General features: G+C 60.5%; 9 protein-coding genes and 2 pseudogenes. 8 read left to right on the top strand and 3 right to left on the bottom strand.

Features of this window, described 5'->3' with window-relative positions; all coding sequences use genetic code 11:
• Nucleotides 1-409 precede the first annotated feature (409 nt).
• From E4P42_RS02250 to E4P42_RS02240, 3 genes are read left to right on the top strand one after another with little or no spacing between them, the layout of a single operon-like run.
• Nucleotides 410-2,218, top strand: coding sequence for an AAA family ATPase (locus tag E4P42_RS02250; protein WP_167759328.1), 1,809 nt, complete (start codon nucleotides 410-412; stop codon nucleotides 2,216-2,218).
• Nucleotides 2,215-3,078 carry a GHKL domain-containing protein gene (locus tag E4P42_RS02245; protein ID WP_135122717.1) on the top strand — a complete coding sequence of 288 codons (864 nt, stop codon included), beginning with the start codon at nucleotides 2,215-2,217 and terminating at the stop codon, nucleotides 3,076-3,078. Before E4P42_RS02250 ends, E4P42_RS02245 begins: the two co-directional genes overlap by 4 nt.
• A gap of 10 nt (nucleotides 3,079-3,088) precedes the next feature.
• Nucleotides 3,089-4,489, top strand: a complete 1,401-nt coding sequence (locus tag E4P42_RS02240) for a response regulator (RefSeq protein WP_167759327.1) — start codon at nucleotides 3,089-3,091, stop codon at nucleotides 4,487-4,489.
• 90 nt (nucleotides 4,490-4,579) lie between these two features.
• On the opposite strand, the gene E4P42_RS02235 is transcribed toward E4P42_RS02240, so the two are convergent.
• A complete protein-coding gene (locus E4P42_RS02235; RefSeq protein WP_135122715.1) occupies nucleotides 4,580-5,062 on the bottom strand; it encodes a hypothetical protein in 483 nt (160 codons plus the stop codon).
• Nucleotides 5,063-5,112: 50 nt separating this feature from the next.
• Nucleotides 5,113-7,464: an NACHT domain-containing NTPase gene (locus E4P42_RS02230; protein WP_135122714.1), complete on the bottom strand. Its 2,352-nt coding sequence runs from the start codon at nucleotides 7,462-7,464 to the stop codon at nucleotides 5,113-5,115.
• Nucleotides 7,465-8,052: 588 nt separating this feature from the next.
• Here E4P42_RS02230 and E4P42_RS02225 point away from each other — a divergent pair.
• Nucleotides 8,053-8,547 carry a hypothetical protein gene (locus E4P42_RS02225; RefSeq protein WP_011856867.1) on the top strand — a complete coding sequence of 165 codons (495 nt, stop codon included), beginning with the start codon at nucleotides 8,053-8,055 and terminating at the stop codon, nucleotides 8,545-8,547.
• Between the two features lie 508 nt (nucleotides 8,548-9,055).
• Here the strand turns inward: E4P42_RS02225 and E4P42_RS27665 are convergent.
• Nucleotides 9,056-9,270, bottom strand: a pseudogene (locus E4P42_RS27665) (alkyl sulfatase C-terminal domain-containing protein); the annotation flags it as partial.
• A 43-nt stretch (nucleotides 9,271-9,313) separates the two neighbouring features.
• Here E4P42_RS27665 and E4P42_RS27660 point away from each other — a divergent pair.
• The 4 genes and pseudogenes from E4P42_RS27660 (at nucleotide 9,314) to ripC (ending at nucleotide 12,422) form a co-directional block, all read left to right on the top strand.
• Nucleotides 9,314-9,529 carry a hypothetical protein gene (locus tag E4P42_RS27660; RefSeq protein WP_371286974.1) on the top strand — a complete coding sequence of 72 codons (216 nt, stop codon included), beginning with the start codon at nucleotides 9,314-9,316 and terminating at the stop codon, nucleotides 9,527-9,529.
• Between the two features lie 332 nt (nucleotides 9,530-9,861).
• On the top strand, nucleotides 9,862-10,203 hold the full coding sequence (locus E4P42_RS02210) for an antitoxin Xre/MbcA/ParS toxin-binding domain-containing protein (protein WP_011856840.1): 342 nt from the start codon (nucleotides 9,862-9,864) through the stop codon (nucleotides 10,201-10,203).
• A pseudogene (locus tag E4P42_RS02205) lies at nucleotides 10,200-10,770 on the top strand (RES family NAD+ phosphorylase). The gene E4P42_RS02210 and the pseudogene E4P42_RS02205 overlap by 4 nt, the downstream one beginning before the upstream one ends.
• Before the next feature lie 572 nt (nucleotides 10,771-11,342).
• Nucleotides 11,343-12,422: a peptidoglycan hydrolase RipC gene (gene ripC, locus E4P42_RS02200; RefSeq protein WP_371286973.1), complete on the top strand. Its 1,080-nt coding sequence runs from the start codon at nucleotides 11,343-11,345 to the stop codon at nucleotides 12,420-12,422.
• Nucleotides 12,423-12,582: the final 160 nt, after the last annotated feature.

Below are 12,582 nucleotides of genomic sequence, written 5' to 3'. Positions count from 1 at the left end.
TCTCAAGCAGCGGGTATGGCGTTGGTTGCGTTGGCCGAAGTAGAGGAAGAACGAAACCACTGCGGTATCTACTGCGATACCGATCCGTTCGTTTCAGCGTATGTGTGGTAGCGGCATATTGATCCGTGTCGGTCGCGGTGCCCCGAACCTCGAACCCTCTCGTCCTAAACCCCGCACCAGGCGATTTGGCTGAGATAGTCGGGTGAGCTCGCTCAAAGGCAGGTCGGCCGGTCCCTCAAGGAGCTGTGTGAAGGGAGGCCACGGATGATTGTGCTGTGGGAGACGATCAGAGTCTTCAGGTGCGCGGCGGGGCCAGCTTGTCGCTGGCCGCTTCAGAAGTTGAGTCATTGGGGCAATCGGCTAGCCCGATGGGCGATGATTACCCACTGTGTGGATATCGCGACTGAGGGTGACAGGTGGCTTTCTGACGGGACTCGACGTCAGGTTCGAGGAGGGCCTCAATGTGGTCATTGGTGCGCGAGGCTCCGGCAAGACGACCCTCCTTGAGCTGATGGGTCACGCGCTCGGCACACCCCATGCGGACAAGAAACGCCATGAGCATGAGACCAGGCGCATCCGCTCGATGCTTGGGGATGGCGAGGTCGTGATGGACGTCGAAGATCGCGACTCTTCGTATCGGCTGATCGTCGACGCTGAGGGTGGGGGGCGGCGTCCTGAGTTTGCGGTCAATGCATTGGTGTTGGGCCAGAACGAACTTGAAACAATCGCGTCAGACCCAGACAGTCGGCTCAGACTGATCGACTTCCGCGCAAAAGTGAAGCCCTCTTCGCTCGACAGCGACGAGATTGAAGTAAGAACTCGTCAGCTATCCGAACTCAGGCGCGAAATGGAAGAGCTCAGGGATAGAACGGACGTCGAGACACTGCTTAAGTCAGATCTCGACAGCCTGATCGCCGAAGAAAACGAAATGATGACCAATGCTTCGGCATCTTTGACGGCTAGGCGAGAGATACTTAGGACACTAGAGAATTCCTTACTTGTATTGCAGACGCAGCAAGCAGAGTCGGCCTACGCAAGGGATCAGCTTGAAGAATTAAGTAATAGTTTCGCAGGAGCGGTTGACGATGCAGAGCGACTGTTGGGCGTTTCAATCCCGGCCGAAGACGAAGCCTTCATTCGACCGCGGCTCCAGCGGTTTTATAACTCGGCAGCGGAGTTGACTCAGGAATTATCGACGTCCGTAACTAAGCTCAAGACTTCACACCAAACTCGCGCGCAACTGGAACTGGAGCTGAGAAGCCAAGCCGAACCAATACGGCAGGAGCTCAACGAGGCGGAACGTGGGCTTGGTGAGTTGACTTCACGGATTCGCCGAGTTCGAGCTGAACTTGAGCGGGTTGAGGTGGAGAAGGCGCGGTTGGCAGAGCTGGCTCGTCGTTACGCGACCATTCACGAGGAGCGCGAGCGACTCCTCGACTCTGCCGAGAGGGCCAGAGAAGAGCTCTATCAGGTCAGATTGGAAGTAGCTACCAACGTATCGCGAGACCTTAGTTCGCGGATTACGGTGACAATCGAGCATTTGGCAGATACCAGAACTTTTCGAAACTTCCTGAGTTCGTCGCTGCAGGGCAGCGGCTTAAAGTACGCATCAATTGCTGATTCGCTTGCTAGGAACGTACTACCGCGACAGCTTTTGAACTATGTAGAAAAAGGAGATGCGGCGTCGGCGGCAGCCGTTGCCGAACTGCCAATCGATCGCATGGGCCGCGTCCTCGAGCGGCTCGATAGCGCCGATTTACTATCAGAGCTGTCAATGATCTCGCTGGATGATATGGCTGACTTTCTTTTAATGGACGGCACCGAACTCAAAAGTGTGGATACGCTGTCAACTGGGCAGAAATGTGCGGTCACTTTACCAATCTTGCTGACCGAGCACACCAGGACCTTGTTGCTTGACCAGCCAGAGGATCATCTCGATAACGCGTTCCTCGTAGATAGCGTTCTGGTTGGCCTTAACAGGCGTAGTGCAGCAGGAGCGCAAACTATCGTTGCGACGCATAACGCGAACATTCCAGTACTTGGTTCGGCTGTTTGCGTTATGCGGCTTACCAGTGATGGACGCCGGGGGAGCGTAGCGACCGTAGGGGCATACAGTGATCAGCGAGTAGTAGACGCGATAACATCTTTAATGGAAGGTGGCGAGGATGCTTTCAGGCGCCGGGCAGCGTTTTATCGCGATCACGGAATTAGTACATGACTGATGATGATGTGTGCGCCGCATTGAGATCGACGTTACCATCCGAACGCATGAAAGCTGTTCAATGGTTACTTGATAACGAGCCGAATGAGACGATGCATGAGGCGCTCCTAGATATCGCTAACCGGGAGGGCGTCCCTCAAATTCGTCGAGCAATATCAATAGTTTTAGGCAAAATCGATAGTTTAAAAGACGATGATTTCGATCAATTCCAAGATGCGCAAGAGAAACAAAGCGATATAGCGCTAATCTTAAACGAACTATCTGGAATTATTCGGCACGAAATGCAACCTGCTATTGGCTGGGTACGGTACTCGGCGAGCCGAGAACTTGCGGATTTTGAAGCCACCGCAACAAACAGGGCTATTGAAGCCCTGCGCAGGCGCGTAGATGGCTTGAGCAGTTTGGCAGCGGCGCACCGTCTGCCGACGCGGAAGATTGTGTCGCTGAGCGAAGCGATATCTGCGTGCATATCCGACGAGTACCGACCCTCAACGATCCGTTTAGAACTCATTGGCCTCGATTCTGACGAGATATATACCGATCCCGGCTTGATGGCCTTGATACTGTCCAACGCAATACATAACGCGGTCGAAGCTAGCCGGGAAACTAACGAACAGATCTTGATTACCTGCAATGTTGCAACGGATGCCTTTTGGGTGACAATTCGCAATAGATTTTCCGGGACAACTTTCGATTATTCGGGAGTGTCTCCGACGGGCCGAACAAGCAAGAGTGGGCATCGTGGGCTTGGGACCACCATCATCGAACTTTCGTCGCGACGGCTTGGCTATCAATTTGACCTTCAGGCAACAGGCGGTACGGCGACATTCTCACTTAGGGGGAAACGGTATGGCTAGATACGCTGTGATGGTCGAAGATGACCCAGATCAAATCTACTTTAACCTTGAAATACTTCGTGAGCGCGGGTTCGAAGTTACGGTATTCGAGGATTACGATACGGCGCTAAAGAATGTCGATTCCGTCGATCGTCCCGTGGACTTGGTAGTGCTGGACCGCCGACTGCCCCGATCTAATACTGATGAGCCAGCTGACGCAACTGGCGACGAGCTGCTGGATCTATTGCTCGAGAAACTACCGGATAGCCCTTTCGTTATTTTTACCGGTCATACTGATTTCCCGCACGCCCAGTTCACGAAGGGGCGAGGGGTTGTGCAGCTGGGAGGCTACGGCGACCACGTAGATCGCGTCTACCCTTTTGAAAAGGGACAGGCGCCAGAATTTGCTGATTATATCGATGGGCTGCTGGTCCATCTCAATAAGATTAGCGATGTAGATGTAGCTGGAGTTCCTGGTACCGACGTAACGGCTCGGTTGAACCGGCGAATTCTAAAAAGGGTTGCCAGGCATTACGGCGGAGCTTCAGTAGAAGCTGTCCCGTTGTTCGGAGGTCTAACCGAAGATCCGGTTTGGTGGTGCAAGGTCAAAGACAAGGAGGGACGCCTGATTTGCTCGGTGGTCGTGAAGTCTTCATCGAAGCCTATCTCCGGTGCTTCCGCTGGCGGCCTTCACACCATTCTTCCCGCGCCGTTCGTCGCAGCGCCTGTAGCGGTAGTTAGCGGCGTATGCAATGGAAAGACGGCGCAAATCATGCAGCTCGCTGGTGAAAACCCGGTATCGCTATTGGAACTGTTGATGACCGGTGAAGACATCGCTTCCGCTGCCTTGAGCAGTGTGGCTGAGGTGATGATTGCCAGTCTGCACGGTGCGCAGGTGACACGCACGCTGGAGGAGCTGATTGACCCGCTAATCAGCTATGAATCCGCGCGTCAGCTGCTCGCAGAGGAAGGAATTCTTTGTCCACGAGCGAGCGTGGGTGCCACTACGGCTGTCGTTCCGCAGCACGGTGATCTTCATCCGGGGAACATACTTTTGGTGAGCAGTAGTCCTGTGGTGATTGACTTTGACAGCGAAACTATTGGCTCGCGGATCCTAGATCCCATCACTAGTCTGCTGTCTCCAGTTTTTCACCGCGCATCCCCGCTGAGGGATGGCGTGTGGCCTACTCTCGCTCAGTGTGCACACCTGTGGACGGCGCAGTTCTTGGATGGGTGTCCCATCCCACAGTGGGTCCAGGTGTGCCTCGACTGGATAGACCAAGCTTCGATGAGTGACCGCGAGAAATGGGCGATGGTGTTTGGATTCGCTGCTCGACAGCTTAAGTATGACGACGTCACCTCGAATCCAACAACGAAGGGACGCGCTGTTGCCTTGGCAAGGGCTGCGTCGGAGGCGTTGGCAGCTGACTGAGGTGTCCGCCGAACCCGATGGCGTACGGAGGCAGTAAATGCCGCCTTGCACTGGCGGAATCCCCTCCCGCGGCACTTCGGCACTGCATACTCAGATGGCCGTTTCGACGTCGATCTGGGGGATCGTGGCGACAAGCCGGTGGCCGATCTCGCGGCGGGCCGCCGTGGCACCCACGCCGTGAGCGACCATCGATTGCGCCGCCCAATCGTCAGGCGTTAGAGCGCCCAGGCAGATCTGAAGTAGTTCGGTGGCTTCCGAATCTTGCAGTGCAACAATGGTGTTGGGCCAGTTGGCTGTCCCGGCAGACACTGCTGGCCACAGGTCGCCGCGTTCGGTTCGGGTCATGACCAGCTGGGTGTATTCATCAATTGCGTTGGCGACGAGTTCGGCGGTGCCGGCAGAGACGCATCGGGATAGTTCGTCGAATGTGGGTTGAAGCAGGGTGGCGACGGTGATGCGGTTGCTGTTGGCAGCGCGGGGGATCTGGAACCTCCACATGTCGGCGGCGCGTTGCAGATCTTTCGAGGTGTAGCTGCCAGGAACCCGTGAGGAACCGAAGGTCTCGTAGTGCATGAGGATGCGGGCGACTGCTTGACGCACACCGGCGCTGGCGTTGGCTGCGGTTATGGCGTTGCGGATATGGGCGGCATGCAGTTTCTGCAGCGAGGACGCGATCTTGAGGCCGAGTGCGACTGCTTCCGGCTCTTGCGGGATGGGTCCCCGAGGCAACGCAGGGCCACGTCAACGAGGCGGCGTTGGTCGTTGGGTTTAGCTGCGGCTAGCCCGTCCTCGAGCAAGTACGCCGCCAGTTCCGGTGCCGCGGGATAGAGCCAAGCCGGCCAATGGCCGCGGTTGTCGCAGTGCTCGACGATGTCTAGGACAAGGTCACGCCGGTGTCGGCTGTCGTCGAAGAGTCGTCCGGCGGCGAACAGCCATGTGTTTCTCCAGTGCGGGCTGAATGCGGTAGTGGTCAGGTTCGCGCGGATGGCGTCATCGTTGCCGTCGACGAGGGCGCAGCCAGCCATGAGTTCCTGCAGGCTGCGTACGTCGAACGACACCGTGTCGTCCTTATCGGTGGAAAGTAGGACGAGGCGCTGGGTGGCGACGGCGAAGACCCTGGTGGCAAATTCGGTGGCGTCATTGTCGTCATGGCCATCATCGAGCATGTACTGGCGAGCGAGGTCGTGCAATTGAGTGCGAGGCATGCGGGCGTGGATCTCCCCGGTAGATTCGCAGTCAATCTGCAACAGCAGCCCAACCAGCTGATGTAGATCGGTAATGGCTTCGCGGTGGTCACGGAAGAATGAGCGATATGTGGTGTCCTTGCCGGCCTCCCGTTTAAAGACGGTTTCGAAGTAGTTCCAAAACAGCAGGTAGCGGCTTGTGGGCAAAGTGCCGGTGCTACCCAGGATAATAGTCAGGATCAGTACCTGAAGCGGGGTCTGCAGCAGCCGCTCCATTGCTGGGTCCTTTGTGGCGGTGTCAAAGCGCGAGAGCACCAGGTCTCGGTGTGGCGCGTCGTCGACGAGGCGCTGGCGTGTGATGTGGTGGCCATACTGGCTGGCTTCTTCGACGGACAGATAATCAAGATCGAGTTGGTCGAAGTGTTCTGGCATTATGCGTTCGGTGTAGCCGGTGCGCCGGGTGGTGATGACAATCAGCAGGTCAGCGTCGGCGGCGTCAGCGCTTTCCATCAGCCCGGTGATCTCATCAATGACACGGTGCCGCAGCGCGGGGGCAGTCACCTCGTCGAGCCCGTCGAACACTAGCAGCGTCGGCCAGGCCTTGATCCAAAGGTCGAGGGTGGCTGGCTGAATATCCAATCCGGCGCGTTCGGTGACGCGCTCGGCCAGCCAACGTTTGAGATCTGGGCCGCCGGCGGGGCCCATCTCTGTAGCCATTTTCGCCAGTTCAACTCGCAGCGGCCAGCGCAGGCTCGCCGGTGGCGCGACACCGATGCGTTCTAAGGACTTTTTAGTTCGATCGACAAGAGCGGTGATGCTGGCTTCGTTTGCCTCGCGCGCAGCGAACTGGGCCCGGTATAGCTGGGTGAGGTATTGGGCCAGGGTGCTCTTGCCGTTTCCCGGCGCCCCGGTGATAACCAGGTGCCGCGGGTGCGGGGACCGCCAAACCGACGCACGGGCGATCTGGTCGGCGCGGCGAAGCACCCGGTCGAGCACTGACGGGGTTCGGTGCGCGTCCTGGTCGCGGGCGGGCAGGTCAACGATGATCTGGTCGATAGGGTGGCGCGTCTCGGGGGAATCGCCGGCTTCGTCGAATCGCAGCCACTGCTCGTGACGCAACGCGCTTTGGGCATGCCCGATCAGGATAGGGGCCAAGTGCTCGGGGTCGATCCTGCCGGGCATGGCAGCGAGCCTGGTGAGAATGTCGCCGACCGTGAGTAGTGCCGGGAATGCGTCCCGGATGCTGGTGTGGCCCGAGATTAGGGCGTTGACCGTGTCGCGATGCCAGACGAACACGTCTTCGAGCCCACGCAGGCGGAGCGTGGCGACGAGCTGGCCGTCGTAGTTGTGCCGGTCTTTATCAAGTTCGGACTTGATGAACTTATTGATCTGATCGACGCCACCGACCTCGTCGTCGGCCGACAGTCGAACGTTGGTGACAAACAACAAGTTCTTGGGTAGGCGGCTACGCTTTCCGGCGTCCCAGTCGTTGAGTTCCTCGCGGATTTGCTTCTTCAACCAACTCAAATCGTTGGCGGGGGAGACCAGCCGTTCGCGCTGTTTGGCCTGCACGACGGTATACCCTGCCCAAGCGTTGTTCGGGCCGACCACCCGGGCCTCGGAGTTGATGCGTCGCCAGTCGATCGGGCCGTCATAGGTGGCTTCACGGCCGCCGTCTTTTCCGGAACCGTACACCTCGATATCAGGGCCGATCACTTTGGCGGCCAAGGCGACCGCGAGTTGCTCGAACGCGCGTGGGCCGAGCTCCTCCATCGCCCAGTCGCCTGCCATGCGAAGCACCTTAGTTCCTGAGGGTCGACAGCCAAGCTCTCCAGTGATTGAGAGTTCGATCCGCGACGGACATGAAGACTCGTCCAGCAGCGCTCGGAGCTCCGATAGCGAATCACGTTTTCGGGCATGTCAGCAGACTCGGGGCGGGATGGTCGGCGCGGCAGCGGTGGCACGCCCCACGCATGTACGCGGTCGGGGCGCTCGCTGCTGGCCGCGCCGTCCCAGCCTGTCCTTAATGGCGCTTCTCTGTTTCCCGAGAGAGGATTTGCGACGTTTGCAGGCCTCGCCACCCTCGCGACGCCGGGTGAGAAGTACACCGGGATTTGGAAGTCCTCCGCACTTCATCCGTCGATAAGCGGGCGGATCGGTCCCTTAGTGCAAGAGGTGTGTGGTCTGTCGGCGGGCTGTAAACGGGGTGTGAGGAGGGCGGCTGGCGGTGGGTGCGGTGGTTGGCGAGTGGGGTGGGTGACGGTGGGTTGAGGGTGGCGACGGTGAAGCGGTCAGGAGGGCGGACGAAAAAAGTCGTGGGCGACGAATGTGGCTGTGGTGGTGGCCTGCTCGGCCCGAACACTTCTAAGGTCCTCAACCATGACGGCAGCGAGAACATCCAAGGCGGAGGCCCGGCGCCGGGCTGTGGAAGCGGCTCGGCGCGCCAACGAGGAGCTTGCGGCGCGGGAGAAGGCGAACCTCAAGGACGCGACGATCCTGCTTCACGCGATCGACAAACTCGACGCGATTGGCGAGTGGAAGAAGCAGCGGCGCGCGGAGCTGCGCGCGCAGGCCGACGCGCAGTTGGCGCGCGAAGAAGCTAAACGGGTAGGCGACGATCGCGAAGCGGCGGGCGCGGCCGTCGAACGGATGCGTGAGCGGGGTGAGACGCTGACGACGATCGCCACCAAACACGACCTCGGGATCGCAATCGTTCGCGTGATGGCACGGCATGCGCCGAAAGCGGCAAATCCGGTATCGCGGAACGGTTCGCAGGCACTAGGTCGGAATGTGTCCGGAACGGGGGAGGCGGCGGCGGACGGGGAGGTCGGCCCGGACGCGGGCGAACCGCCGGCCGGAGCGGCGCCAGCGTGACGGTTCGGCGGTGGCGCGGCGACGGAAGTCTCAAGGGTGCGCTACGTCCTGAACCCGACGACAGAAGGGCGCTCGGCGCGGCGTTGCGACGGCGCAGGGCAGCGCGCAAGTTGATGCCGTCGCGGGGACGCTGCCGCGGGGCCGCGATCCCGCACTCCCGCCGGCCTGCTGGGCGCACTGAGCGATGCGTCGCCGCAGCGCGGCTGCGGGGTCGCGGTCGTGTCGACGCGGACGCTGTCTGATGGGGCGTGCGGCGTGGTGCGGTGGCCGAATACGCGGGCCGCGGTGAACGTAGGTGCCGGCTGTTAGGTTCACCGGTCTTGAGGAGAGCGGCGAGGTTATCGTGGACCGGCTGGCGCACGCCTCGGAGATCGCGCGTTTCACCGCCATGTGGTGTGCGGGCCCACGGTGTCGGACTCGACATCTGGGACAGGTGCCATCGGTGCCGATGGCTAGGGCCGGTTTTATCTCAGGTCAGTCTTCGGTGAACGGCGACGCCGGCTTCGGGCTATGGGGTGACGATGTTGCACCAGAACGGGAAGGTGTCGAGTAGGCCAAGGAAATCGTTGAACGACGCTTCTTGGCCATCGATGGTGAGTTTGTTCTGCTTCTTGGGGTCGTCAAGGGTGATGTTGCCCAGCTGAATATCGTCCAGCGTGGCTTTAGCAGTGTCAGGCTGGCGTTGGCGTTCGGTACCGGCTCGGGAGCGTAGTGCAGCACCGCGTTCTCGACGGTGAGGCCGTACTCCTTGTTGAGGTTGGTGAACTTGACGTTGAGCGTGAACGGTAATCACGGCCCGGGTGGGCTTGTCCTTGCCGACGGCCAGGCGGGTGCGTTCGGCGAGATCGACGTTCAGTCGTGCAGTGCGTTCGTCGGTGACGTAGAAGTGCGGGGCCGTGACGTGGATGACGAGCTCCGGGTGCTTCTCCACCGTCAGGTCTACCAGCGCGGCGTGCCGATTGATCCTCGGCAAGAGCATTGATGCCGTAGGGACGGCCGGTGCACAGCGGCAGCTTGTCGAGGCCGAAGCCCTCGTCGGCAAGCCGCTCAGCGGCGGGCTCCCAGTACACCCGCAGGCCCGCCTCCACGGCGGCTGCCGCCGCAGCGGCCTGGTGACGTGCAGCTTTGGTGTCCAGGATGATGGCGTCGGTGCCAGCGTGCTCACGCGACAGGAAATCTTCGACCTGCTTGTGGTCGTTGGGTCCGAGCCGAAACTGAATGCCCATCGTGTGAAAACGTCCTCTCGACCTCGGGCGTTGTTTCATGACAGAATGCATGACACACACGCAGACAAAAGGAAGACAGGCAGACGATATGGGAGCTAACGCGCTCGCCTCGACCGTGTCGAGTGCGATCGAGCGCTTGGGATTGACCTACGAAGAGGTCGGCGACATCGTCGACGCGTCGGCGCGCTCGGTGGCGCGCTGGACCTCAGGACAGGTCGTTCCACAACGACTCAACAAACAACGACTCATCGAACTGGCCTACGTCGCCGACGCGCTGGCCGAAGTGCTTCCCCGAGACCAGGCCAACGTCTGGATGTTCTCCCCGAATCGATTACTGGCCCACGCCAAGCCCGCCGACCTGGTGCGTGACGGCGAGTACCAGCGCGTCTTGGCCCTCATCGACGCCATGGCCGAAGGGATCTTCGTGTGAGCGATGCGCTCGACGAGGACCTGGTGCAGCGCATTGACGCGCGCGGCACCAGCCGGTGGTCGGGCACGTGCGCTCGCTACACCGGCGCCCACCGTGACCCCTTGTCGGGGGAAGGGGCGCGCAGATTCGGCGGAAGGTGGAAACCCTGCCGGACTCTTCTCGGCGATCTATCTGGCCGACTCCACGCAAGCGTGCATGGTCGAAGTAGAACGCGCCGCGCAGGCGGCGTCGACGACCCCGGAGAAGATGCTCGAAGCTTCCTATCGACTGCACACCATCGAGGCCACCGACCTGGCCGTCCTGGATCTCATCACCTCTGACGCCCGCGAAGCGGTGGGGCTCGAGGACGACGACATCTATGGCGACGACTGGTCGGCGTGCCAAGCGGTGGGCCATGCCGCATGGTTCCTGCATGTGCAAGGCGTACTGGTGCCTGCCGCCGGGGGAATTGGCCTGGTCATCACCGCCTACGAACAACGGACCCGCCCCGGTCAGCTCCACGTCAGCCACAGCGAGGATCTGACACCTACCCGCTACGGAGAACTGCGGCACGGCACCCTTAACTAGGGGCGGCGGCCTGCTCCCCGCCCCAGGGGAGCGTCTTGCAGCTCGTTCTTGTTGGACGCTCGCTCGGCTGGGGAATGTTTGTTGTCCTGACCGTGCGAGGATGCCAAATTCACCGGATGCAATAAGCAGACTAATACCGGTAAACCTGCATATTCGATTCCGCATATTGTCGCATCGACTCGATCGGGTCGTGGGGGACAAGTCAACCGCGCTATGGATATCAGTCGTTATCCACGATGAATGTCTGTATGACTCCGAATAGGGCTTTCAACCAGGAGGGCGCGTCGTGACGCTAGGGGAAGCGGTCGTGAGGCGGTAGCTGGTAAGGGGCGATGAGTCGGTGGTGTCGATTGCGCCTTCTTCATACCCTTAGCGCTTGACGTCGCGTGGGTGACGAACAGCGGGACCGAAGGATGCCGCTGAGCCGACGCAGTTTCGGGCCATCAGTTCAGAGCGCGCCCTAGAAAATCCGGCTGGACAGCGGCTGCCTGGCCTCGTAACCTAACCGTGACCTACGTATCTAGTACGTACTTGCTACTTAGCCGAAGGTTTTCGCTCTTGTGACTTCATCTGTGCTGGCGGTCCTGCCGCGCGCGTTGGGCAGGCGGCTCGTCTGCATTTTGGTGGCTTTCGGCGTTGTTGCTGCGCTTTTGGCAACCGATGTCCGCGCTGATCCGGCGGCTGATGCCCTTGCCGAACTGACTGAATTGTCGCGTCTGGCGGAGCAGACCACCGAGCAGATTCACACGGCGCAGATCGACCTTGACGAGAAGCTCGCAGCGCAGCAGGTTGCGGAGAAGGGGGCGGTTTCGGATCGCATGGCCGCGGATGCAGCGGCGGCCGATCTGGTGAGGTATCAGGCTGCTGTCGATAGGTTGGCCGCGGCTGCCTACATGGGTGGGCGCACGGATACCTTAGCGGCGGCGTTGACGGCGACGTCTCCTCAGGATTTGATCGATCAGCTGGCAGTTCAGAAGACGGTTGCGTCGGAGCTGACTGTGCAGATGGCTGCGTTCCGGTCGGCCAGCGCGCGGGCCGCGGCAACTGCGGAGCGGTCTGCGAAGTCGGCAGCCCAAGCACGGAGTGCGGCCGATGAGGCCGCGGCAGTGCGGACCGACCTGGAGGCCAAACAGCGTCGGATGGCGGAGCAGATTGCTGCTGTGCAGGCCCGCTACGACGCTTTGACGCCTGATCAGCGAGCGATTCTGGCCGACCCTGGCCCCGCGCCGCCTCCTTTGCCGTCGACTCCGCCGGTGAGCGATCCGAGCATCGTTGCTATGCCGGGCCCGGCGGGCGGGGCCTCCTCGGGGAACGGTGTTGCGGTGGTCCAGGCGGCGCTGACACGGGTGGGGTCGCCTTATTCGTGGGGAGCCACCGGTCCGGATGCGTTCGACTGCTCTGGGCTGATTAAGTGGGCGTTTCTGCAGAACGGCAAGTCGTTGCCTCGGTCGAGTCAGGCGCTTGCGCAGGGCGGGCAGCCGGTGGCGCTTTCAGACGTTCAGCCCGGCGACATCGTGACCTTCTATGCTGACGTGTCTCACGCGGGGATTTACATCGGCGACGGGTTGATGGTGCATGCGTCGACGTACGGAACGCCGGTGAAAGTCGCGCCGATCTCGTCGGCACCGATTCACAACGTGCGGCGGTACTAGGAGCTTCGCAGCGAGGCCGGTCCGTCGCAGTGGAAATTTCGGCGGTTCGGTCCATTCGCCGATGTCGTCGATGGTGTGAGCGATGTGCAGGGTTGAGTAGGCAATCGTTCTGCGCACTCGAAACCCCTCTCGCACGGCTTCGACGGGGGTTTTGCGGTCG

Origin of the sequence: Mycobacterium sp. PS03-16 (genome assembly GCF_004570325.1) — a bacterium.
GTDB lineage: Bacteria > Actinomycetota > Actinomycetes > Mycobacteriales > Mycobacteriaceae > Mycobacterium.
This window is presented reverse-complemented; position numbering and strand designations above follow the sequence as displayed.